The 22,041-nt window shown below is 65.8% G+C and carries 14 protein-coding genes; 11 read left to right on the forward strand and 3 right to left on the reverse strand.

Going from position 1 to position 22,041, the window contains the following annotated elements:
• Positions 1 to 120: 120 nt before the first annotated feature.
• The 3 genes from AC16DP_RS34035 to AC16DP_RS34045 all read right to left on the reverse strand — a co-directional run bounded on the left by AC16DP_RS34035 (position 121) and on the right by AC16DP_RS34045 (position 6,500).
• Positions 121 to 2,328: an ATP-binding protein gene (locus tag AC16DP_RS34035; RefSeq protein ID WP_329731595.1), complete on the reverse strand. Its 2,208-nt coding sequence runs from the start codon at positions 2,326 to 2,328 to the stop codon at positions 121 to 123.
• 151 nt (positions 2,329 to 2,479) lie between these two features.
• A complete protein-coding gene (locus AC16DP_RS34040) occupies positions 2,480 to 4,696 on the reverse strand; it encodes an Ig-like domain-containing protein (protein WP_329731596.1) in 2,217 nt (738 codons plus the stop codon).
• A 31-nt stretch (positions 4,697 to 4,727) separates the two neighbouring features.
• Complete coding sequence (locus tag AC16DP_RS34045) at positions 4,728 to 6,500, reverse strand: OmpA family protein (RefSeq protein ID WP_329731608.1); 1,773 nt, start codon at positions 6,498 to 6,500, stop codon at positions 4,728 to 4,730.
• 554 nt (positions 6,501 to 7,054) lie between these two features.
• Here AC16DP_RS34045 and tssJ point away from each other — a divergent pair.
• The 11 genes from tssJ to AC16DP_RS34100 all read left to right on the forward strand — a co-directional run bounded on the left by tssJ (position 7,055) and on the right by AC16DP_RS34100 (position 21,932).
• The gene (gene tssJ, locus AC16DP_RS34050; RefSeq protein WP_414640770.1) at positions 7,055 to 7,627 is read left to right on the forward strand and encodes a type VI secretion system lipoprotein TssJ; all 573 of its coding nucleotides are present in this window, start codon (positions 7,055 to 7,057) and stop codon (positions 7,625 to 7,627) included.
• Complete coding sequence (gene tssK, locus AC16DP_RS34055) at positions 7,624 to 8,991, forward strand: type VI secretion system baseplate subunit TssK (protein ID WP_329731598.1); 1,368 nt, start codon at positions 7,624 to 7,626, stop codon at positions 8,989 to 8,991. Before tssJ ends, tssK begins: the two co-directional genes overlap by 4 nt.
• A 30-nt stretch (positions 8,992 to 9,021) precedes the next feature.
• Positions 9,022 to 9,714, forward strand: a complete 693-nt coding sequence (locus AC16DP_RS34060; RefSeq protein WP_329731599.1) for a DotU family type IV/VI secretion system protein — start codon at positions 9,022 to 9,024, stop codon at positions 9,712 to 9,714.
• On the forward strand, positions 9,711 to 13,382 hold the full coding sequence (gene tssM / locus AC16DP_RS34065) for a type VI secretion system membrane subunit TssM (protein WP_329731600.1): 3,672 nt from the start codon (positions 9,711 to 9,713) through the stop codon (positions 13,380 to 13,382). Before AC16DP_RS34060 ends, tssM begins: the two co-directional genes overlap by 4 nt.
• Positions 13,383 to 14,318: a type VI secretion system-associated protein TagF gene (gene tagF, locus AC16DP_RS34070; protein WP_329731601.1), complete on the forward strand. Its 936-nt coding sequence runs from the start codon at positions 13,383 to 13,385 to the stop codon at positions 14,316 to 14,318.
• Positions 14,319 to 14,383: 65 nt separating this feature from the next.
• Complete coding sequence (tssC, locus tag AC16DP_RS34075; protein ID WP_329731602.1) at positions 14,384 to 15,874, forward strand: type VI secretion system contractile sheath large subunit; 1,491 nt, start codon at positions 14,384 to 14,386, stop codon at positions 15,872 to 15,874.
• A gap of 20 nt (positions 15,875 to 15,894) precedes the next feature.
• The gene (tssE, locus tag AC16DP_RS34080; RefSeq protein WP_329731603.1) at positions 15,895 to 16,290 is read left to right on the forward strand and encodes a type VI secretion system baseplate subunit TssE; all 396 of its coding nucleotides are present in this window, start codon (positions 15,895 to 15,897) and stop codon (positions 16,288 to 16,290) included.
• A 16-nt stretch (positions 16,291 to 16,306) separates the two neighbouring features.
• Positions 16,307 to 18,049 carry a type VI secretion system baseplate subunit TssF gene (gene tssF, locus AC16DP_RS34085; protein ID WP_329731604.1) on the forward strand — a complete coding sequence of 581 codons (1,743 nt, stop codon included), beginning with the start codon at positions 16,307 to 16,309 and terminating at the stop codon, positions 18,047 to 18,049.
• Positions 18,013 to 19,056, forward strand: a complete 1,044-nt coding sequence (gene tssG, locus AC16DP_RS34090; RefSeq protein ID WP_329731605.1) for a type VI secretion system baseplate subunit TssG — start codon at positions 18,013 to 18,015, stop codon at positions 19,054 to 19,056. Before tssF ends, tssG begins: the two co-directional genes overlap by 37 nt.
• Positions 19,057 to 19,081: 25 nt before the next feature.
• Positions 19,082 to 20,047, forward strand: a complete 966-nt coding sequence (locus tag AC16DP_RS34095) for a hypothetical protein (protein ID WP_329731606.1) — start codon at positions 19,082 to 19,084, stop codon at positions 20,045 to 20,047.
• Between the two features lie 16 nt (positions 20,048 to 20,063).
• Complete coding sequence (locus AC16DP_RS34100; protein WP_329731607.1) at positions 20,064 to 21,932, forward strand: type VI secretion system Vgr family protein; 1,869 nt, start codon at positions 20,064 to 20,066, stop codon at positions 21,930 to 21,932.
• Positions 21,933 to 22,041: the final 109 nt, after the last annotated feature.

Below are 22,041 nucleotides of genomic sequence, written 5' to 3' on the forward strand. Positions count from 1 at the left end.
AGGCGAAAGGTGGAGGAGATGCGGCGGTCGTCTCCTCATCCACCCAACTTATCCGGTCTCTTCCTCCACCCAACCTACCCTGTGGTCTCGACTATGTTGAAAAACTTGTCGGACAGTCCACTAGGGCGTCCCCGCCGGGCCGAAGGGCAGCTCCAGCGCGAAGGTGGCCCCCTTCCCCGTGCCGTCGCTGTGGGCCCTCAGCGTGCCCCCCAGCTCCTGGGCCGCCAGGGCGCTGGAGTGCAGGCCAAAGCCATGCCCGTCCTCGCGGGTGGTGAAGCCGTAATGGAAGATGCGGGTGAGCAACTCCGGCGACATGCCCACGCCATTGTCACGGACCTCGATGCGCACGACGCCGTCCGTGGGACCCTCCAGCGTCACGCCCAGCCGCCGCTGCTCCACGGGCAGCATCTCCATGGCCTTGCTGGCGTTGCCGAGCAGGTTGACCAGGATCATCAGCACCTTGTGCCGGTCGGTCATCACCGGAGGCAGGGCCGCCAGGCGCCACTCCACCTGGACCTCCTCGAGGGAGAGCCCCGTCGAGCTGATGCGCAACGCCTCTTCCAGCAGCTCCGCCAGGGAGACGGACTCCTGCATCTGGGGGCTCCGGGCATGGCGCTGCTGCATCCGGACGATGGTGGCGATGTGGTCGGTGTACCGGCTGACATCCTCGAGCAACTCGCGCAGCACCTGTTGCTCGTCGAGCAGGTGCAGGCTCAACTTGCGCAGGAAGGGCACGACGTTCCTCCCGCGCTCGTCCTGGGTGAGGAAGCGGGCCAGCTGGGGTTGGTTCTCCTCGAGCAGCCCCACCACCCGGCCCACCTGCTCGATCCGCAACCCGTCCAGCCGCTCCCGGGCCACGTGCGCCGAGGTGGTGACGCTGTTGAGCACGTTACCCACGTTGTGCAGCACGTGGGTGGCCACCTCCGCCATGCCCGCGCGCCGCGCCGTGTCCACCAGCCGCTGGTGGACGTCCTTCAGCTCCCGCGTGCGCTCCTCCACGCGATGCTCCAACCACTCGTTGGCGTGGCGCAGGGCCTCCTCGCGCCGGTGGACCTCGTGGGCCATCCGCTGGAAGGCCTGGGCCAGTTGCCCCAGCTCGTCGTCGCGGGAGGTGTCCAGCTCGACGCGGAAGTCCCCGGCCTCCACCTGCGTGGCCGCCCGGGTGAAGGCCAGCAACGGACGGGTGATCTTCCGCCGCAACACCAGGGACATGATGACCAGCTCCACCAGCAGCGACACCACGCCGAAGAGCGGCACATAGCGCGCCGCGTGGAAGGCCGCCGAGGACACCTCGCGCCCGGGCAGCACCGTGACGAAGTTCCAGCCGGGCCCCGCCAGCCTCGCCACCGCGATGTACTCGTTGAACTCCGGCAGCTTCAGCAACGTCTGCCCGGGCTGGCGGCCACGGACCCGCTCGAAGATGGTGCGCAGGTGGTCATCGGCCCACCCCGCGTCCAGGACGTTGGAGACGGCCGCGCCACTCTCCCGCTTCAGCTCGGGGTGGACGATGATCTGGCCGTCGTCGCGGAAGATGAGGTTGTACGCACCCGGGAGCGAATCATGGGCGGTGCGGGCCATCAGCTCGTCGAGCAGCACGTCGTGGCCCACGGTCGCGACATGGCGGCCCTCCATGTCCAGCGGGGTGACGCCCGAGACCATCCACCGCTTCGACGGCACGTCCTCGAAGATGCCCGTCCAGGCCGTCTCCCGCCGCGGGTTGTTCCCGGGCTGGCTGAGCGTGAAGAACTCGCTGGTGACGAGCGGGAAATCGGCCGGAAGCTTCTGGCACCCGTCCGGATCCTCCGGCCAGAACACGACCTCGGCGCCCTCGGGCAGGATGACGTAGGTGTCGGTGAAGCTCGCGCGCAACGCGGGCCCGTACTGGGCCACCACGTCATGGGCGGCCAGCAGCCGGCGTTGGAAGTCCGCGTCCACCGTCACCCCCCGGCGCACGAAGACGCCCGGCATCCGCGTCCCATCGAACCCCTGGGGCCGGTTGCGGATGGAACCATCCTCCAGCCGGGTGAACAGGCTGTTGAAGCGGGGCGCGGGATCCTCCTGACGCCAGGCGAGGATGCGCTCCTCCAGGGCCTTCACGAGGAGCGCATGGTTGTGCTCGGCCAGGACGAAGACGGACTGCTCGCGCTGGCTGCGCTCGGAGACGTAGTGCACGAGCCGGAGGAAGTTCTCCGTGCGCGTGGAGCGCAGGATGTGCAGGTAGCTGACGAGCGTGGTCAGGACGATGACCAGCGCGACGCGGGCCCCCATGCTGAGCAGGGTCGCGCGGGCGAGCGAGGAGCGGAAGTCTGGAGAGGAAGCCTGCGGCATGAGTCGGTGTCCAGGACTCCGGCCGGAATGCCCTCACTCCCCGAGGACGACCCCCCTGTGCATGTCCGGCCGGCGGCGCTCCGACTCTACGCGAGGACCCGGAAGGGCGGCACACCATGCCCTCCCGTCACGTGAACAAATCGCTGAGAGCCTAGAAGCCGGACATCCTGGAGCGATTTCCCCGAAGCTCTTGAGTCACGACGAACCTGCGCCGGAATCGGGTCAGCCAGAGCCCCATGGCCAGGAACAACCCCGCCGATGCGGGCTGCGCTCCCGAGGAAGCACAGCTCAAGCCCCCGCCGATGGATTGCGCTTGTCCGACGAGGATGGTGAAAACGCGCTCGTCGGAGTGCCGCTCGCTGGTGTTACCTGCCTCATCCGTGGCCTCCGTGGTCAGTCTGTGCTCGCCAACCTCCAGCGGGACGGGCGGCCTGAAGGTCCAGTTTCCCGACTCGTCCGCCAGCGCGACACCGCTCTTCCTTCCATCGATGTAGATGGTCACGGTGCTCTTGGGCACGGCCTTCCCGGAGATGGCGGGAGTCCCCGTACTCACGGTGGCTCCATCAGCAGGTTCCACGACGTCTGGGGAGGGGGGCGGACGGATGATCACGGTCCATTGGTAGATCGCGGGAGAGGGGTCCACGTTGCCAGCACTGTCCCTGGCACGTACCTGCAACGTGTGCTCGCCGTCCGAGAGCTTTGTGAAGACAGGTGTCGGCCCACACGCAGCGAAGGAGCGGGCGTCATCGAGCCGACAATCGAAATCCGTAGCACCACTGGGAGACCCGAACTCGAATGCGGCGAGACGCGAGTTGCTGCTCTTCGGTGGTGCACTGATGATTTCGGTCTCTGGAGGCACCGTATCCACAGTGAAGACGTTGGAAGCAGACGGGGAGCCCAGGAGACCCGCCGGATTGGTCGCCTTCGCGGATACGGAGTGGAAACCATTGCTCAACCCAGTCGAGGTCAGCAATGACCATTGACCCTCCATATTTGCGGTCACCGCGCCAATCAATGCACCATCCATGAAGACCTGCACGGTGCTTAAGGGATCATCGACCGTTCCGACAATGGTGGGGGTCGGCGTGCTCACCATGTCCCCGTCCGCGGGGAGCAGAACGCGCGTCACCGGAGGAGTCGTATCGATGTTCCAGTCATATCTGGTGGCATTGCCTCTGTTCTGCGCGGCGTCCACGGCACGAACGAAGAAGGAGTAGATGCCATTACCAAGGCGGGTATAACTTTTCGGGCTGGCGCATGAGGAGAAGGGTGGCTCTCCGGATGTCTCTGGTGCACCCAGCGCACACTCATAGCTCACGGCGTCTACCGCGGAAAACTCGAATGTCGCATTTGTGAGATTGGTATTCACGGCTGGGGCGGATGTGATGACCATATCCCCTGGTGGCACCGTATCCACCGTCCACGTGCGGGTGGCTGGAGAAGAGTCCACACGGCCCCATGCGTCAATAGCCCTCACGGAGAAGATGTAGGTGCCGTCGCCAAGGCCACTATAGTGCTTCGGGCTGGTGCAGGTAGCGAAGGGCTGATCCTTGTCTGTCCCTGGCGCATCCAACTCGCACTCGTATCTTGCTCCTCCAGAGAAAGTGAATGTGGCAGTCGTGGAACTCGTGGATGAAGGTGGAGCCAAAATGATGGTTGTATCCAGAGGCACCACCTCCCAGGTGTACGTGGCTGGAGCCGACTCATTGCCTACAAGATCAATGGCTTTTACGAAGAAGGTGTAAATGCCAAAACCAAGACCATTGTAGCGCTTGGGGCTATCGCAATCCGAGAAGACCGGGTCCTTGCCTGTCCCTGGTGAATCCAGAGCACACTCGAATCTCGCCTCCATGTCAGTGGACGAAAACGAGAAGGTAGCATTCGTATCGAGTGTTACAGGTGGTGGCTTCGGGTCTCCTATGTCAATTCCAGGAGCCGTGGCATCGACAGTGAAGCTGATGGTACTGGAAGTATAACTCGGCGGAGTACCTGTTCCAGTGGGGAGTGCTGTCGCCCTGACGTACACTTCATAAGTGCCATCCCCGAGGACAGGAGAGGGGGCGTAGAGCCAAGGGGAAGTTGAAGAGGTTCCAGACGGGAACATGACGCCGTTGATGAACACCTCATAGTTGTAGGGTCCCGACGAGCAGCCTCCAGACGCGTTCGTCACACAAATCTCGATCCTTGGCCCGCCATCATTGCTCACCGTCGACTTATCGGCTGGGCTCAGGACGTACGCCTTGTTGGGTTCAAGCGCGAAATCGACTGCTGGCTCTTCGGCCACTCCATAATAGGTGTCAGGCTCGGCCAGAGCGGTGGCAGAGGACAGCCCCACGGCCAACAGCGCCACCTGGAACCATGTCTTCATCGGTTCATCCTCCAACAGCGCCGTGCCAACCCTACTCGGGCCAGACGATTTCAATTTCCACCCGCCGGTTGTTCTCCCGGCCAAAGGCGGTGGCATTGCTGTCGATCGGCCGCTCATCGCCATAGCCCTTCGCCGCCACCCGCTCCGGTGCCACGCCGTTCTCGATGAGGAAGCGCCGCACCGCTTCCGCCCGGGCCTGCGACAACCGCAGCTTGGACTCGCGGCTCCCCCGGTCGTCCGTATGCGCTCCCACGACGATGAGTGGGAACTCCGGGTGCTCGTTGATCACCTTCGCCAACAACACCAGCATCGCGTCCGAGCGGCCTCTCAGCAGTGAGTGTCCAGGCTCGAAGAAGATTCTCGACGCCAGCTCCACCCGCGTACGGCTGAGGATGATGAGCGGCATCTCGTGCTTCGGGCACCCGTAGTTCTCCTGCAGGCCCGCCACGTTGGGACAGCTATCCAGACGGTTGGCCACTCCATCCTTGTCCGTATCAGTCTCCGGGCAGCCCTTACGCTCCTCCGGTCCCGCCAGCTTTGGACAGTCGTCTACGTCATCCTCCACCCCGTCCTTGTCGGCATCCGGCTTCGGGCACCCTTCGTGATCCTTCAGGCCTGGTTGCTCCGGACAGCGATCCTTCTCATCCGCCACGCCATCCTTGTCGTCATCCGGCATCGGACAGCCCTTCCACTCGGCTTCACCCGGCTCTCCGGGGCACGTGTCCAGAGAATCCTCGATGCCGTCGTTGTCCGTGTCCCGCCACGGGCATCCATTGCGATCCAGCGAGCCCGACACCTGCGGGCACAGATCCGACGCGTTGCGCACCCCATCCCCGTCCTCGTCCATGTCCGGACATTCCTCGTACTTATGCGGCAGGTCCGGTGCACAGTTGACGGACGACTCCCCTTGCAACCTGGAGGGCGTGACGCCGCCAAAGGCCGTCCCCACCATCACGCGGAACAAAGGCGTTCCCGGAGCCGGGCCCACGCCCAGCCCTCCCATGGCGAACACCTCCATCGACGGGTTCATCAGGTATCGGGTCCCGAGCAGCAGCTCCACCGAGTTCGGCTGGTTCACCAGCGGGACACTTCCCCGCACGTCCAGTTCCCACCGCAGCCGCCGGCCCACCGTGGCCACCGCGGCCCCAAAGCGCAGCTCGTTTCCGATGGGGGCCTGCGTATAGACCGCGTTGACCGAGGTCTCGAGCAAGGGCCGCGCCATCATCTGCGCATCCAGCGCCACGCGAAACCAACCGAAACGCCGGCCCACCATCACCCGAGGGACGTAGCTCACCCCCTCGTCACGCGCGAGGAGCGAGGCGCTCCCCAGTGGCAGACCCACGCCCAACCCCAGCGCCAAGTCCAGGGGCCTTCCATCCAACTGGGACAGCAGCGCCACGCGAGCACCGAGCAGGGGCGTGCCCAGTCCTTGCCCATCCCGCGGTGCGATGCCCTCGGCGCGCAGGTCGTCACCTCGCTGGAACGCCACCAAGGGCACCTGCGCTCCCAACTCGAACCAGCGAAACGGCGCCCATGCGGCTGCCAGATGGGTGGTCACCCGGTTGCCGACGATCTCCAACCGCTCGCCACCGCGGGCGAACACCAACGGCTGGTGCTGGTAATGCCCCGTTGACGACAGCCGCAACTCGCCCTCCGGCAACAGCTCCCCCGTTCCCACCAGCAACGAGCCCGCGGCTCCCGCATTCAAATCCAACCGCTCCAGCTCGAATGCCGGGAACGCCCTCGGCTCGCCCGCGAGCGCCGCGCTCCCGGACAGAAGAAGCCCCGCCAGCCATATGCCCATCACGGGCCCACAACGTCTCATGCATGCCCCAGCTTTGATTGACCTGGGCTCGCGCCCATCTCTGTTCTCCAGGCCCTTCTCGATGAGGTGTCAATCGAAGCGGAGCGAAGCCTCGAGCCTGGCGGGGAACCCCTCATATGGCTGGTACAGGTTTTTCCACGTCCCCATCAAGACGAAGACCCGTCAACTCGCGCGGCCCCCCTTCTTGATTGTGAGCGTTCTGACTTTCAGCCCATGCACCTGATCGGCGGCACACACTTCCACGAAAAATTCAGGCGGATGCAGAACAAATGCCCTGCACCTGCTTGCTCTCCCAATCCACTGCATGTCAATGAATTCCATCCATGCAGGACACACAACCCGTCTTCCCCTGATTCCCGACGGAAGCGGAGGCGTGTCCCTCGCATGAGTAGAGCCGCGCGCGTGTGCCAGGAGTGGGGGAGGCGGGAAGACGCAGCGCAACCGGGAGTGTCATGCCTCGAATCCATTCAGGTGCCTCACCTGGAGGAGCAGCCCCTGCCCGTGGCGGTCATGACAGACTTGAAGTCTCCTGCATTGCCCTCTTCCTGGCCTGCACGGCCTGCACGGCGGTGAAGCTCGAGCCCTGTGACACGCCCCCGCCCTTCCACGTACGCATCGAGACCTCGGAGCGCGTCAACCCGGATCCCCGAGGGCGCTCCATGACGACGGTGGTGCAGATCCTCCAGCTCAAGGACAGCACCCGGCTGGAGAACGCCACCTTCCAGAAGCTCTGGAACGGTCCGGAGAAGTTCCTGGAGGATGACCTGCTCCACGTGACCGAGCTCACCCTCGCGCCCGATCAGCACGTGGAGCGTTGGATTCCGAGGGATCCCAAGACCCGGTTCGTCGTGGCCATGGGGCACTTCCGGCAGCCGCTGGGCTCCGCGTGGCGCACGGTGGTGAAGCTTCAGCCCGTCCCCAAACCCCTGTGCCGGGAAGAGCCAGAGGGCGGCGAACACGGCCCCCGCCCCATGGACGCGCAATTCCTCATCAAGCTCCAGGGCTACCAGGTCGACCTCCTGCGCGATGAGCCCCAGGTGGAAGCCTCCACTCCATTGCAGCCACAGCGCGGCCCGCGGCCGCCACACGACGGGAGCAAGGCATGAGATTCCCACAGCGTGTCGTCTGGTCGGAGGGGATGTTCATGAATCCCCACCACCTGCAGCAGCAGGACCTGTACCACGAGGCCCTGCTGGAGGCCCGGCTGGGATTGATGTTCCCCCACATCTGGGGCGTGGCCTCCATGGAGTTCGACATGGAGGCGCTGCGCTCGGGCACCGTGCAGTTGCTGCGCTTTTCCGGGGTGCTCCCGGACGGGCTCCCCGTGGCCTTCTCGCGCGGACAGGAAGAGGCGCCGCCCGCACGTCCGGTGGAAGGCTACTTCCAGGACTCGGAGCACACGCTGGACCTGTACCTGGGCATCCCCTTGGAGCGTCATGGGGTGCAGAGCTACGGCCCTGGAGGCCGGGCGGGTGCCAGCCCCCGCTTCACGCCCAAGAGCCGCCCCATCAGCGACCTGAATGCGGCCACCGCGGTCGTCCCGGTCTATTTCGCTCAGCGCAACGTGCGGCTGCTCTTCGATTCCGAGCCACGTGACGACTTCGCCGCCATCAAGATCGCCGAGCTCGCCCGCGACAAGTCCGGCAACCTGGTGCTGGTGGACAACTACGTCCCGCCGTGCCTGCGCGTCGACGCGTCTCCCTATCTCCTCAACGAGCTGAGGCTGTTGCTTCGGTTGATGATTGCCAAACAGCGAACGCTCTCCTCGCGGCGCCGGCATCGCGACGAGTCCGTCCTCGAGTTCACCGCCTCGGACGTCACGCTCTTCCTGGAGCTCAACGCCCTCAACGGCATCATCCCCTTGCTCATGCACGTGCTGGAGGCGGGCAACCTGCAACCCCAGCAGCTCTACCTGGCGCTCAGCCAGTGCGCGGGCCAGCTCTGCTCCTTCTCTCCGGAGGCGGACCCGTCCACCCTGCCCACCTTCCAGTACACCAACCTGCGCGCCACCTTCGAGGAGCTGTTCCGGCGCATGAACGAGCTGCTGCGTGCCGTGGCCCTCGAGCAGTGCCTCACCGTGCCCCTCGAGCTGGGTGCGGACCGGCTCTTCCGCGGCAACCTCTCGGACGAGCGGTTGGAGCGCTGCGGCCAGTTCTTCCTCACCGTACGCAGTGAGCTGCCGGAGCAGGTGGTGTCCGAGCAGCTCCCCAAGCTCATCAAGCTGGCCTGCGGCTCGGAGATCCGGAACGTGGTCCACGCCACCTCACAAGGGGTGTCCATCAAGGTCACCCACCGGCCTCCACCGGAAATCCCCCTCCAGCCGGGCACGTCCTACTTCGCCGTCTCCACCCAGGACGCCCATTGGAAGAACGTGATGCGCGAGCGGAACCTGGTGCTCCACCTGCCCCACCCCTTCGACGTCAGCCACACCAGCCTCGAGCTGCTCGCCGTGCCAACGCTTGGCCGTTGAGCCCGTCTCCGCCTTGGCCCCGGGGGAACCATGGATCGCGTCAACGAGACCACGAAGGACTGCTTCGACGTCATCATCCAGCTCCGCAACGCGGAGGCGGCCGCGGTGCCGCCGCCCGAGATTCTCAACCACCGCCTGCGTGGCGTGGTGGACGAGGTGCTGCGCCGCGCCACCTCGCTCGGCTTCAGCCACCAGGATGCGCAGGACATCACCTACGCCCTGGTGGGACTCATCGACGAGGTGATTCTGGGCAAGCCAGAGGACTACCGGCAGTTCTGGATGAGCAACCTGCTGCAGCTCCGCTATTTCGACGAGAACATGGCGGGTGACGGCTTCTTCGACCGGCTCAGCGCCATCCGGAAGGATCCGCACCGGACCGAGGTGCTGCGCGTCTACTACACCTGTCTGCTGTTCGGCTTCCAGGGGCGCTACCGTATCCGCGGCGGAGAGCTGGAGCTGCTCACGCTCATCGACGGCGTGAAGAAGGATCTGGAGCGCGCCAGCCCCTTCGACTTCGACGTCCTCTCGCCCCACGGGGAGCGGCCCTCCGAGCGGCTGACGGCGGCGAAGCGGCGTGCCTCCGTCTTGGTCATCTCCATGGGAGCCATGGTCCTGGCGCTGCTCGTCTACAGCGGCCTGTTGCTGATGCTGGATCGCAGCGCATCCCAGATGCTCCACCAGATCGAGCTCCACCTGAACTCCATCGCCAGGGAGGTTCCGTGATTGTCCCCATCCTGACCGCGATGGTGTTGGCCCTGCTCTGGGCCGCCGTCATCGCGCTGAAGCTGACGCCTTGGATTGGCATCACCGCCACGGGCCTGGCTGTGCTCTTCCTGGGGGTCCGGGCCCTCATCCGCCGGCGGCGTGCCCGCAGGGCGGCGGCGGCGAAACTGGAGGAGGACATCACCGCTCAGGCCGAGGAGCAGGCCCGGACGGTGCGGCCGGATCTGCAGCCGGAGATCCAGGCCATGAAGTCCGAGTTCTCCCGGGCGATGTCCGCGCTGAAGACGTCCAAGCTCGCCCGCGGTGGCCGGGATGCGCTCGCGGTGCTGCCCTGGTACCTGATGATCGGCCCGCCTGGCACCGGCAAGAGCACGGCCTTGCGCAACTCGGGGTTGAAGTTCCCCTACCTCTCCAATCGCGGAGCCGGTGGCGTCCGCGGCGTGGGCGGTACTCGCAATTGTGACTGGTGGCTCACCAACGACGCCGTCTTCCTGGACACCGCTGGCCGCTACACCACGGGCGAGGAGGACCGGAACGAGTGGTTCGCCTTCCTGGACATCCTCTGCCGCTACCGTCCCCATCGCCCCATCAACGGCCTCGTCATCACGGTGAGCGTGAATGACCTGATGACCGAGGATCCCCAGGCGGCCGGCGAGCTGGGCCAACGCATCCGCGAGCGCGTGGATGAAGTGACGGCCCGCCTCAAGGTCGTGGTGCCCATCTATGTGATGATCACCAAAAGCGACCTGCTCACCGGCTTCATGGAGATGTTCGCGGACCTGCCGCGCTCCGAGCGGGGGCAGATCTGGGGCTTCACCGTGCCTCTGGAGTCGCAGGAGGAGGCGCCCTCGGAGTTCCTGCTCAAACGCTTCGACGAGCTCACGTCCGTACTCGAGCAGCGGGCCGTGCGGCGCCTCGGGCAGGAGCGCCGGTTGGAAGCGCGCGAACGCATCCACCAGTTCCCCCACCGCTTCGACGCGCTCCGGAGGAACCTGGCGGAGTTCGTTCAGCCGCTCTTCCTGGAGAATGTCTTCCAGGACACGCCCGTGATGCGTGGGGTGTACTTCACCAGCGGAACCCAGGACACCCGCCCGGCCGAGCGCCCGGCACAGGGCGGGGCGGCCGAGGTCTTCGGCTCCAGCCGCGGGGCGGCCGAGTCCACCGAGGGCCGGAGCTTCTTCCTCTGGGAAGTCTTCAACAAGGTGATGTTCCAGGACCAGAAGCTCGCGGTGCGCAGCTCCATGGAGGAGATCCGCCTGCGCAAGCAGCGCTACACCCTGGCAGCGGCCTGCCTGGCCTCCGCGGCCCTGGTGCTGGTCCTCCCCGCCATTTCCTACGTGAAGAACCTGGAGATGCTGCGCACCGTGCGGGACAGCATCACCACGGTGAAGCTGGAGATCAACGACGACATCAGCCGCGTCCAGGAGCTCAGTCCCCTCCAGCAACAGCTCGCGATGCTGCACCAGCACCGCGCCGGCTCTCCCCCCTTCTGGATGCGCATGGGCATGTACCAGGGGGACAAGCTCTACCCGCTGGCCCAGTCCTTCTATAACAACCAGCTCAAGGGCATCCTGCTCGGACGCCAGCATGGCCGCATCCGGCAGGCGCTGGAGCAGTTCGCGGAGAACCAGGATCGCCCGGAGTGGAAGCCCAGCTCCGACTCCTACGGGCGCCACTTCAATGACCTGAAGCTCTACCTGCTCATCACCTGGCCGCGCAGCACGCGCGAGCCCGCGCTGGACGAAGAGCACCAGTCCTGGATCGTCCGGCAGATGGTGTCGCATTGGACGGACGTCAAGGGCAAGGACTGGGAGATAAGCCTGGAGCAGGCCGTCACCCGGCACGCGGAGACATACATCGCCATGCTGGCCGCGGATCCGCAGGCCATGGGCTTCAAGAGGGACGAGCGGATCGTGCGCTACGCCCGCCGGGCGCTCAATCGCGTGCCGCTGGCGACCCTGCAGCTCGAGCAGCTCGTCTCCGAGACCGAGGGCGAGTTTCCGGCCCTGTCCTTGGGGGACATGGTGGGCGCGGTCCCCGAGATGAAGGCCGGCCGCAAGGTCCGTGGCGCTTACACCCGCCGGGCCTGGGAGGACAAGATCCGGCTGCGGCTGGACTCCGCCTTCCAGGACACCCAGCGCTGGGTGCTCAACCGCGACTCCCGTCAGGACGAGGAGGCCCTGCGCGCCGAGCTGCGGACGCGCTACTACCAGCAGTACATCCAGGAATGGTCTGACTTCCTGCTCTCCATCCAGGTCGAGGCACCCGGTGACATCGACCAGACCGAGCGGCTGCTCACGAGCCTCACCCGCGGCAAACCGGCCCCCTATGGCCGGCTCTTCCAGACGCTCGCGCACAACGCACAACTCCAGGCACCCGACGAGCCCGCGGAGACCACGCTCAAGGATTGGATCTCCAAACCCCTCGAGGCCATCGAGGCCAAGAAGGTAGAAGGCAAGGACAAGAAACCACCGCCTCCCCCCCTCGCGGCACTGATCGATCCCACGACGTCCTTGGGGGATCGGGAAGTGACCGCGCGGGACGTGGCGCGGCACTTCTCCCCGCTGGTCAGGCTCGCCGCGGCCCGGGGCTCCTGCTCGGAGGATGAGGAGGAGTGCATGTCTCAGCTCGACTTCTACCAGGAGCGGCTCAAGCTGGTGCTCACCACCATTCTCGAGGTCCGTGACAAGCCAGGTGAGTCCGGGCTCCTCATCGAGAAGATCAAGTCCACCCGGAACGATGTCGAGAGACTCATCGCCTCGCAGGAAGGTGGGCAGGCCGTGCTCAGCAAGCTGCTCCTCCCTCCCTTGCGCGACGTGCGGGACATCATCTTCCGCGATGTGGCCGAGAAGAAGAGCCTGCTGTGGTGCGAGGAGGTGGCGCAGCCCTTCATGAACCTGATGGCCAGCCGCTACCCGTTCAACAAGAGCTCCCTGATGGATGTGCCCCTGGCCGAGCTCGCCGAATACATCCGTCCCTCCAACGGCGCGGTGAGGCGCTTCCTCAAGACCCAGCTCACGGAGGATGTCGTTCCCAACGGGCGGCGGCTGCAGTTCGGCACTCCCGGCTCACACGCGATGTACAAGGATGAACTGCTGCTCCATGCGGAGCGGGTGAACACCCTGGCCACGGCGCTGTTTCCGAGCGACGAGATGGATCCACTCGTCCGCTTCCAGATTCGCATCCGGGCCGGCACCTCTCCGGATTCCTCCCCCTCGGACATCGCCTCCATCAAGTTCATCATGGACGGAACCGAGGTCCCCTACCGCAACGGTCCCGACAACATCTGGCATCGGATGATCTGGCCGGGACAGGCGGGAGAGCTCGGCGCCACCATCGAAGTGGTGGATTCACAGGGCAATGAGTCGAAGCTCCACGGCAAGGGAGAATGGGGTCTGTTCCGGCTGTTGGAACGGGTCAAGAGCATCGAGCCCAGCCCGGATGGACGTTTCTTCACCGCGACGTGGGAGGTGAAGGAATTGCGTGGCGCGTTGGTCTCCATCGACATCCGCCCCGAGCGTCTGGCGAATCCGTTCTTTGGCACCTCCGGAAACAACACCGCCAGGCTGATGCAGCTCTTCCGGGATCCCCATCTCCTGCCTCCCCTCGGCATCGCCCGGAATGGCAAGAACTGCCCCCAAGCGGTCAGCACCGGCACGGAGCCCTGAATGAGTGTGTCCGCCACGCCAAGACTCGGGATGGTGGGAAAGGCGCCCTGCCAGGCCGACTTCCTCCGCATCCAGGCCTCCAGCCCGCTGGCGCACCAATTCCTGCACTGGCTGTCCGCGGGGGTGGAGGCAGCTCGCGCCGCCCGGTGCGGGCTTCCCTCGGGGACTGCGTCCTTCCTGTTCACCGTGCCCGGGGAGCGAAACGTGCTGGCGGGGGTCTTCTCACCGAGCGTGGATGGCGTGGGACGAGCCTTCCCGCTGGCGGTGTTCACCGAGCTGGCGGCCTCCGCCCTGGCGCTCCGCCTCTCCCTGCTCCCCCTGGCGCTCCGCCCGTTTCTGTTGGCCTCGTCCGAGCTCCTGCGGGCCTCCGCGTCGATGGACCTTCCAGAGCTCACACGCCAGGTGGGAATCCTGCCACCCCCTGACATGGAGGACTTCGTCAGCGCGGACCGGCAACTCCAGGAGCTGCTCGCGGGACGGAGAGGCGTGGATCTCCTGGCCCCCCTGAGCCACCCCGAGGAGGCGCTCGACAGCACCTACTACGCCCTGCACACCTTCCGCGTGGCGTGCACGGGAGAGCGCCACCGGCAGGACACCCCGGCCCACATCATCCTGGAATGCCCCCTGGTCAACGGGCTCGGTCCCGCGGTGTGGCTGGAGCTGGCGGCGAAGTTGCTGCGCTGGACGTCCACGCCTCCCGCCTTCGCCTGGTCCGATGGCGCGGAGCCCCGCCTCCTGCTGTGCCTGGGCACCACCGCCCCCGAGCTCTTCCTCCACCTCGCCCGCCCTGGCTGGGATGGATCCCACCTCTGGCCATTGCGCACCACTCGCGCCGCGGCCATCGAGCACGCAAGGCGCTCCCTGTCCGAGACACAGCGGCGCCACATCGACTCGCCCACCACGCCCCTGGAGGCGCTGCTCCACGCCCTCTCATGACCGATCGCTCCCCGCCCCCTCCGCATTCCAGCCGGCCTCCGCTCTCCCACTCCTCTGACGATGCCATGAGCACCGAGAAGAACAGCCTGAAGGGCAACAGCCTGGCGGTAGGGGCGGAATCCGCTTCCGCCCTGCTCGGCGACCTCCTGGCGGAGGCCCGGCTCGGGCCCGGAGAGGAGGGCTATGACGTCACCCTCCGTGGAGCCCAGGCATTCCTCACCGAGATGCTGGTGGGCCACCGGGCTGAAGAGCGGGTGGACAAGGAATTGGTGGATGCGCTGGTCGCGGAGATCGATCAACGTCTGAGTGAGCAACTCGACGAGATCCTCCACCACCCGGGCTTCCAAAGGCTGGAGTCCACCTGGCGCTCGCTGAAGTTCCTCATCGACCGGGTGGACTTCCGCGAGAACATCCGGGTGGAGGTGCTCAACGTCTCCAAGGAAGCCCTGCTCGAGGACTTCCAGGACACGCCCGAGGTGGTGAAGAGCGGACTGTACCGGCTGGTCTACTCCAATGAGTATGGAGCCTTCGGTGGCAAGCCCTACGGGGTGGTTTGCAGCTGGTTCGACTTCGGCCCCGGCCCCCAGGACATGGAATTGCTGCGCAAGTGCTCGGCGGTGGCGGCCATGGCGCACGTCCCCTTCCTCTGCAATGCCAGCCCGGAATTCTTCGGTGGGCAGAGCTTCCTCGAGCTGCCCGCCCTGAAGGATTTGAAGTCACTCTTCGAGGGGCCCCGGTACGTGCGCTGGCAGTCGTTCCGCAACAGCGAGGACGCGCGCTACGTGGGCCTGTGCCTGCCGCGATTCCTGCTGCGCCGCCCCTACGGAGAGACAACCCTGCCCGTGCGCGCCTTCAACTACAGCGAAGACGTGGTCGGCCATCATGAGCGTTATCTGTGGGGGCCCGCCTCCGTCGCACTGGCCACCCGCGTGGCGGACTCGTTCGCCCGATACCGCTGGTGCCCCAACATCATCGGCCCGGAGTCCGGCGGCGCCGTGGAGAACCTCACGCTCCACAAGTACGAGGCCCTCGGTGAGCTCCAGGCCAGGGTTCCCACCGAAATCTTGCTCACCGAGCACCGTGAGTACGAGCTGAGCCAGGAGGGTTTCATCGGGCTGGTGTTCCGCAAGTCCACGGACAACGCGGCGTTCTTCTCGGCCAACTCCGCCCAACGCCCCAAGCTCTTCGGCGACACCCCCGAGGGCCGCGAGGCGGAGACCAACTATCGGTTGGGCACGCAGCTCCCCTACATGTTCATCATGTGCCGCCTGGCGCACTACATCAAAGTGCTACAGCGTGAGCAGATTGGAAGTTGGAAGGAGCGCTCGGACCTGGAGCGCGAGCTCAACCAGTGGCTGAGCGACTACGTGACGGACATGGAGGATCCCGCTCCCACGGTGCGCGCGCGCCGGCCGCTGCGCAGCGCACGGGTGACGGTGGAGAACGTGGAGGGACAGCCCGGCTGGTACCGCTGCAATCTCCGGGTCCGGCCGCATTTCAAATACATGGGCGCGTCTTTCACCCTGTCACTGGTGGGCAAGCTCGATAGGGAATGAGCCCCTGGAGATCAACGACCATGTCCACACACGGGCTCCTCTCTCGTCTGGAAAGCGGCGACATGCACCCCTCCCGGCGGGAGGATCCAGTCGAGGCCATCACCCGGCACCTCCGGGTTCTGCTCAACACCCGGAAGGGTGAATCCGTCTCCTCACCTGGCTACGGCATCCTGGATTTCAACGATGTCGTCCACACGTATCCCTCGGCCATCCAGAGAATGCAGGCCTCCATCCAGGCCGCCATCCAGGAGTACGAGCCACGCTTGAGAAACGTGGTGGTCATCCACACGCCGCAGGCTGGAGATCCTTCGGCCCTGAAGTTCGAAATCACCGCACAGCTCGCCACGAAGGGCTCCAGCCGCGTCCTGTATTTCCGGACGCGTCTGGGGGCCGGAGGCAGGGTGGAGCTGTGGTGAAGCGCGAGGCTCGCACATGTTCAGCAAGTACTATCTGAGTGAGCTGACCTACCTGAGGGAGATGGGCCGGACGTTCGGCCTGGCCAATCCCGCCACCGCGGGTCTGCTGGTGGAGCGCGGAGCGGACCCGGATGTGGAACGGCTGTTGGAAGGTTTCGCCTTCCTGACGGCGCGCATCCGGGAGCGGGTGGAGGACGACATCCCGGAGATGGTGCACGTCCTGTCGGATCTGCTCCTGCCGCACTACCTGCGGCCGATCCCCGCCTGCACCATCCTCGAGTTCACGCCCCAGCAGAAGGCCCTGCGGGGACGCGCGCATGTGCCCGCCGGCGTGGAGGTCGCGGCCCAGCCCATCGACGACACCTCCTGCATCTTCCGCACGACGTCGGACGTGGAGCTGCTTCCCCTGACGCTCGAGGGCGCCCACCTGGACAAGTCCTCCACCACCCATCCGGTGCTGCGCCTCTTCTTCCAGACGCAGGAGCAGGGCCGCGCCGAGGTCTTCCAACCCGGTGGCCTGCGGCTGTTCATCCACTCCGAGCTGGCCACCAGCTCCCTCATCCTCCTGTGGCTGCTGCGCTACTGCCGCAAGGTGCAGGTGCGCTCCGGCACCGGTCCCGGCATCCTGCTGCCGCCAGAGGTCATCCGTCCCGTCGGCTTCGACCGGAAGCTCAGGATGCTGCCCTGGCCCCGCGTCTCCGAGGGCTACCGGCAGCTCCAGGAGTACCTCACCCTGCCGGAGAAGTTCCTCTTCTTCGAGGTGGGACAACTGGAGGAGGCCGCCGACGTGGTGGAGGACCGGTTCGAGCTGGCCTTCCACCTCGAGCGGCCCCCGCCCCTGGAGGCCAGCATCACGCGGGACATGTTCCGGCTCCACTGCACGCCCGCCATCAACCTCTTCTCCGCCTCGGCCCACCCGCTGCGCCACCACACGATGGATCGCGAGCACCTGTTGCGCGCCGCCGAGAAGGATCCGCGGCACTCGGAGGTGTACACGGTGGACCGCGTCACGGGCCTGCAGGCCGGGCGCAACGAGCGGCGCCTCTACCGGCCCTTCTTCGGCTTCGAGCACGCCTCGGGCGAGGACGCGGAGCCGGCCTTCTACCGGCTGCGCCGGGCCCCCTCCCCCATCGACGATGGCATCGACACCTTCCTGGCGTTGGAGACAGCACGGGACGTGGTGCCCTCCCTCTCCAAGGAGACCCTGTCGGTCGAGCTGACCTGCACCAACCGCTCACTGCCGGGCCGGCTGCAGGTGGGCGATGTCTGCCTGTCGACCTTCACCTCGCCCTCGTTCGCGCGCTTCAAGAACATCACCCCGGTCAGCCGTCCGGCCCGGGCGCCCCTGGGCACCGAGCTGCACTGGCGGCTGCTCTCGCACCTGGCCATCAACCAGCGCTCGCTCGCGGACGCCTCCGTGCTGCGCTGCCTGCTGGAGCTCTACAACTTCCACGCCCTCGCGGATGACCTGACGGGGCGGGCCAACCGGCTGCGCATCAATGCCATACGCGCGGTGGAGGTGCGCCCCGGCACCCGGTTCCTCGAGGGCGTGCCGATACGCGGCAACCGCACCACCGTGGAGCTCGACGAGACGAGCTTCATGGGCGCCGGAGACACATTCCTCTTCGGCTGCGTCCTCGACGAGCTGCTCGCGTCCAACGTCACCCTCAACGCGTTCAACGAGCTGGCGCTCCGGCTTCAACCCTCGCAGATGGAGTACTCGTGGCTGCCCCGGAACGGAACCCAGATGATTTTGTAGAGGCGGACGATGCCCTGCGTCCCCTGGCCAACCGGCTCGGGTTCTTCCCGCTGGTGGCGTACCTGGAGCGGCTCACCCATGGCGCGGCACGCGTGGGCGAGCTGGGCCCGGTGAGCCAGGAGCGGATCCGCTTCCGGCATGATCCTGCCCTGGGCTTCTCCTCGGGGGACGTCAGCGACGTGGCACTGCGGCAGGTGCCCGCCCAGGAGGACGAGCCCAAGGCACGGCGCCCGCTCTTCGAGGTGGTCACCACCTTCCTCGGGCTCACCGGCTCCGTCAGCCCGCTGCCCATGTACGTGTCCGAGGCCGTGGCCCAGGAGGATCCGGATCGGCCGGTGCGGCGCGAGATGCTGGATCTGTTCCATCACCGGCTGCTGTCACTGCTGTACCGGCTCGAGTCCCGCTACCGCGTCACCAGCGAGCTGACCTCCACCTGCGACGACGACTGGTCGCGCCGCCTGCTGACCCTGGCCGGCTTCGACACCTTCGAGAAGCCCTGGTCCGGGAAGCTGCCCGTCTGGAGGCTGATGCGGCTCGTTCCCATCCTGGCCAGCCACATCCGCACCGCGGAGAAGCTGCAGCTGGCGCTCCAGGACGTGCTGGAGGGTGAGCTGGAGGGTGCTCGCATCACCGTGCACCAGTTCCAGGGCCGGTGGGTGGACATCGATGCGCGTCTCCAGCTCGGCGAGGCGTACCACCAGCTCGGGCGCAACACGCTGCTGGGTGGCCAGGCGTATGACCGGATGGGGCGGTTCAGGATCGAGATCGGCCCGCTCCCGCCCGATGTCTGGCGCCGGCTGCTGCAAGAGGGAGATCTCTACCCGCTGGCGCGCGAGGTGGTGGCGCTCTGCGTGAGGGATCCCATCGAGTACGACTTCGAGCTCTTCCTCAGCGAGAGCATCAACCACACCTACAACCTCTCGTACACCGAGCCCTCGCGGCTCGGACGGGACACCTGGCTCGGCACCAACCTGCAGAACCGGGTGATCGTGCCCGGCTCCCCTTGAGCACCCCTGCCTCTGGAGAACACCCATGCGCCTTGCCTTCATGACGCCCTGTTTGTGCTGGCTGTTGCTCGCCGCGGGGTGCGCGGCCCGGCAGAAGCCGGAGCTGTGCTTCCACGAAGTCACCCGCGAGAAGCGCCCCGTCCTCTCACCCGAGGAGTGGTTCGCACTGCTGGTGCACGGCTACTCCCCCGAGCAGCGTACGGCGCCCCAACCCACCCTGGACTGCTCGGGCTCGCCCGTCGTGTGGCAGGAGCCCGTGGCGGATGCCTGTCGTGAAGCCGGTCCGGAACCGGAGCCCCTCCCGGCCACGGAGCAGCTCACCGAGGACGATCTGATCCTGGAGACCGTGCGCTCGGATCTGCGTCTTGTCTGGGTGCTCACACGGCGTTTCGCCAATGGCGAGGCCCTCGGGCCCGTGGGGTTGGTGGAGCGGACGGATCAGGGGCTCATCGTCCGGGCGCTCGGGAGCCTGCGCTCATTTCCCCAGGGCGCGAAGCTGCAACTGAAGCGGAGCGGAGACGTGGAGGTGCTGGTCGCCGAGGGAGATCAGTGCACGAATGAGTCACCACCGGTGTGCCGCCGCTTCGCCCGCCTCCTCCCGCTGCGCCACGGCCGGTTCTTCGCGGAGTCCGTGGTGAGCAAGCAGGGTCAGTGCCTGGGCCCCACGTGGTTTCCTCTCAGCCGGGAGCAACTGCTCGATCTACCTGGCGGCCTGCAACGGAAGGTGGAGCTGACGTCCAACCTGCGCTTTGGCCCCGAGGGCATCATCATCGACGAACAGGTGATGATGCATGACATGGATCCCCACTACGCCTCGCTGCCGCCCATGCCCTACCGGCGTGCGCAAGCCGAGCGGAAGCTGACGGTGGAAAACAATCGGCTGGTTGGGACGGAGCCCTCGCTCTGGGTGAAGCTGCTGGAGCATGAGCTGCAGGCGGGCGCGACCCCCCTGAAGACTCCGGTACTGCAGGCCACGCCGGCCAAGCCGTAGGACACGGGAGGCAGCCATGGTCGCTCGAGCACTCGTTCATGAACTGGGGCAGTCGTCGCTCTTCACATTCGAAGTCGGGGGACTCGCGGTCCCCCTGCGCGTCGTGCGCTTCTCGGGTGCCGAGGGACTGTCCAGTCTCTTCGAGTACCAGGTGGAGCTGGCCTGCGAGGATCAGGAGATCGACTTCGCGGACGCAGTGGGCAAACCGGCGCTGCTGACGCTACAGGGCGACCTTCGCCCGAAGCTCCTCAACGGCATCATCAGCCGCTTCGAGCAGATCAACGAGATGCCTCGCTACGCCATCTACCGGGCCACGGTGGTGCCCCTGGTGTGGAGGCTCAAGCACCGCTTCGACTGCCGGATCTTCCAGGCGATGGACACTCCGGCCATCCTCAAGAAGGTCTTCGAAGCGGCCTCCGTGCCAACGGACCAGGTGCGCTTCACCCTGACGGGCAGCTACGAGCCCCGCGACTACTGCGTGCAGTACCGCGAGTCCGACTGGGCTTTCGTCAGCCGTTTGATGGAGGAGGATGGACTCTTCTATTTCTTCGAGCATGAGCAGGACAAGCACACCCTGGTGATTGGGGATGGGGCGGCGGCCTTCAAACCGATTGACGGAGTGGACACGCTGCCCTTCCGCCGGGACGCGGGCATGGTGGTCACGGAAGACCACGTGAACCACTTCCGCTTCTCCGAGGAGGTCCGCCCCGGCAAGGCCACCCTGCGTGACTTCAACTTCAAGAAGCCAGGGTTGAACATGCAGGCGGCCAACGGAGCGAAGGTCGATGCGGACCTGGAGGTGTACGACTACCCGGGGGAGTATCAGGATCCCTCCCAGGGAACGCTGGCCAAGGGCAGTACCATCGCCAGGGTGCGGCTGGAGGCCCTCCAGGCCAGCAAGCGTCTGGCGCAGGGCAGAAGTGACTGTGAGCGATTTCTGCCAGGGCGGCTGTTCTCCCTGACCGAGCACTCACGGAGGAGCCACAATGGCCGTTATCTCCTCATCGGGGTGAGCCATCAGGGCAGCCAGCCACAGGTGCTGGACGAGGAGTCCCAGGGAGGGGGGTTCAGCTACTCCAACGCCTTCACCTGCATCCCGGAGGAAGTGCCCTACCGGCCGGCCCGGGTGACTCCGAGGCCCCATGTCAGGGGAGTGCAAACCGCGGTGGTGGTGGGACCCAAGGGAGAGGAGATCTACGTAGACAAGTGGGGCCGGGTCAAAGTGCAGTTCCATTGGGACCGGCAGGGAACGCTGGATGAACACAGCTCATGCTGGGTACGGGTGAGTCAGCTCTGGGCCGGTGAGGGATGGGGCGCCATGTTCATCCCTCGCATCGGCCAGGAGGTCATCGTCGACTTCATCGAAGGTGACCCGGACCGGCCCCTCATCATCGGCCGTGTCTACAATGGCAACAACCTCGTGCCCTACGAGCTGCCAGCGCACAAGACCAAGAGCACCATCAAGTCCAACTCCTCGCTGGGCAAGGAGGGGTACAACGAGCTGCGCTACGAGGACAAGAAGAGCCAGGAGCAGATCTTCATGCACGCCGAGCGCAATATGGACGTGCATGTGAAGAATGACTCGTTCGAGAACATCCTCCACGACCGTCACCAGACCATTGGATGCGAAGGCGAGAACGGAAAGGCCGGTGATCAGAATGAAATGGTCTATCGGGACAAGAACTTGAAGGTACACCGCCACAGCCAGGAGCACATCGGCGGGGACATGATGCTCCTGGTGGGAGGCATTGATGGCGATGGGAATGTGGATGTCGTCATGAAGTCCAACCGCATGGAGCTGGTGCACAAGGACAGCCATCTGCACGTCAAGCAGAACCTGAATGAGAAGGTGGACGTCACCCGCTCACACTACAGTTGCGAGTGATTTACCTGCTCTGAGAGGTGCGCTTGCGGTAGTGACAGAGCTTGGCAATGGCTTGGTGACGGCGTCGCCAGAAGCTCCAGTGGAGCGTGAAAGTGCCTGGGGGTTGCCA

Source organism: Archangium sp. (assembly GCF_057119385.1).